General features: G+C 38.4%; 1 protein-coding gene and 1 pseudogene. Both read right to left on the minus strand.

Features of this window, described 5'->3' with window-relative positions:
* Positions 1-103 precede the first annotated feature (103 nt).
* Positions 104-892, minus strand: a complete 789-nt coding sequence (gene cas6 / locus QZ106_RS10255; protein WP_295976709.1) for a CRISPR system precrRNA processing endoribonuclease RAMP protein Cas6 — start codon at positions 890-892, stop codon at positions 104-106.
* Between the two features lie 128 nt (positions 893-1,020).
* Positions 1,021-1,703 (minus strand): annotated as a pseudogene (locus tag QZ106_RS10260) (CRISPR-associated protein); the annotation flags it as partial.

Raw genomic sequence — 1,703 nt, forward strand, 5'->3', positions numbered from 1 at the left:
CAATCGCACCAGGATGACGAGAAACAAACCAAACAGCCATAACAATCCTTATTTAATAAAAAACAAACGGTATTATTATATTTTTCATCGCTAACATTCAGAATTACAAATTTGTAATCTGATATTTGCCTAATCCAAAAGTGGCATTTTTCCCACAATGTAGCCATTGTCCGATGTAAAGTAATTTGGCTAATTCCGGTGATAAATTTTTGAATTGCCACTGACCGATTACTCCACCTAATTTCATTTTCTGATCTTGGCGGGAGGAATAGCGCGTCCAATCTTGCCATTTTAAATATTTATTATCTTGAATTTGTTCGATTTGGGTTTTTAGTAATCCAAAATCTAGATTCAAGGGTTCAGAATGAAATTCGCTTAATAAGGAAAGGCGCTTGGCTAAAGAAATAAAAAATCGTTCTGCCGTTATCTCATTTACTCGCAAAGGCTTGCCATTTTCTTGCAGCCTTAAAGGCGTATCAATTTTGATTTGTGCCACACTATCAAGTGCGGTCGGAATTTCGATTGTTTTTTGATGTTCGATGATATTTCCATTTTGTAAAATGGATTGTCGGGTTAAATCTACTTCAACTTTGGCGATATCAAGTAAATTTGCCTTTCCCCGCCCGACGTTATATTCAAAAGCCCGTTTAAAAGCGAAAGCAATGAGGGGGAGCTGTTCAATTAGCCGTCCGAATAGCACAAGCGAAAATGTTAATGTTTCACCTTCGGCATAAAGTCGCTCTCCCCATGCCGGCGGTTCAATGATATAGCCGTTCGGCACTTGACTGAACTTTTGCAATTCATGCGCTGTCGGGGCCGGCGTTTCAAAAATGTTGGTGTAAGGGCAGGTGCGATAAAGCGGGCAGCCTTTGCAATCCTCTTGTTTTGTCATGCAGGAAATTTTCCGTAAAGCACGGCCAAATGCCCCACGCAGAGTGGAGCCTGCATATTCGGGCAATAAAATCGGCTCCTTTACAACAAAATCAAATTGGTAACGGGCTATGGGGAAAGAATTTGGAATCATTCTGCCACCAGTTTATTTAAAGATTTTTTCAGATTTTTTTCGGTGTCTTTCTTCTTAAAATCGATTTTAGATTTAAGCAAATCTAGCGTAATTTGCGCTTGTACAAATTTACGATCAGAAACATCCCAATTTTCAACCGCACTTTCAATTAATGCTTGAGCCTCTTTTAACAAAGTCGAACCGGTATTGTCCGCTTGGCGTTCTCGGGTGGATTGTACTTTTTCCACAAAGTCCATAACAAGGCGTTGATTATCTGATAGTGAATTTAACAAGGCTTGTTTTTCAGCCTCTGCTTGTTGTTCTGCTAAGCGTTTTGCTTCAGCTTCTGCTTGCAAGCGTGCTTGTTCCGCTTTTTGAGCTTCGCGTTTTGCCAAAATTTCAGAACGATCAAATTTTGATTTTGGTTGAGCTTCACACCACGTTTTTAAGGCTTCATTTTCCGTTGTGGGATCAACTTCAATTAATGCCCAACCGAAGGGAAGAAGATTATTCTTTTGTGTTTTTGAGTCCGCAGAAAGCCAATAAGTTGTAGCTTTGTCTTGATAATAAACCTCTTGATTTTTCTTAGGTTTAATCTCTATTTGGGCGACATTTTTTCCTTTAAGAACTTTACTATCTGATCCATTTTTACCTAATCTAATTAAAAATCCACCTTTATTAATTATATTTAATATACCAT

Origin of the sequence: uncultured Aggregatibacter sp. (assembly GCF_901873365.1) — a bacterium.
Taxonomy (GTDB): domain Bacteria; phylum Pseudomonadota; class Gammaproteobacteria; order Enterobacterales; family Pasteurellaceae; genus Aggregatibacter.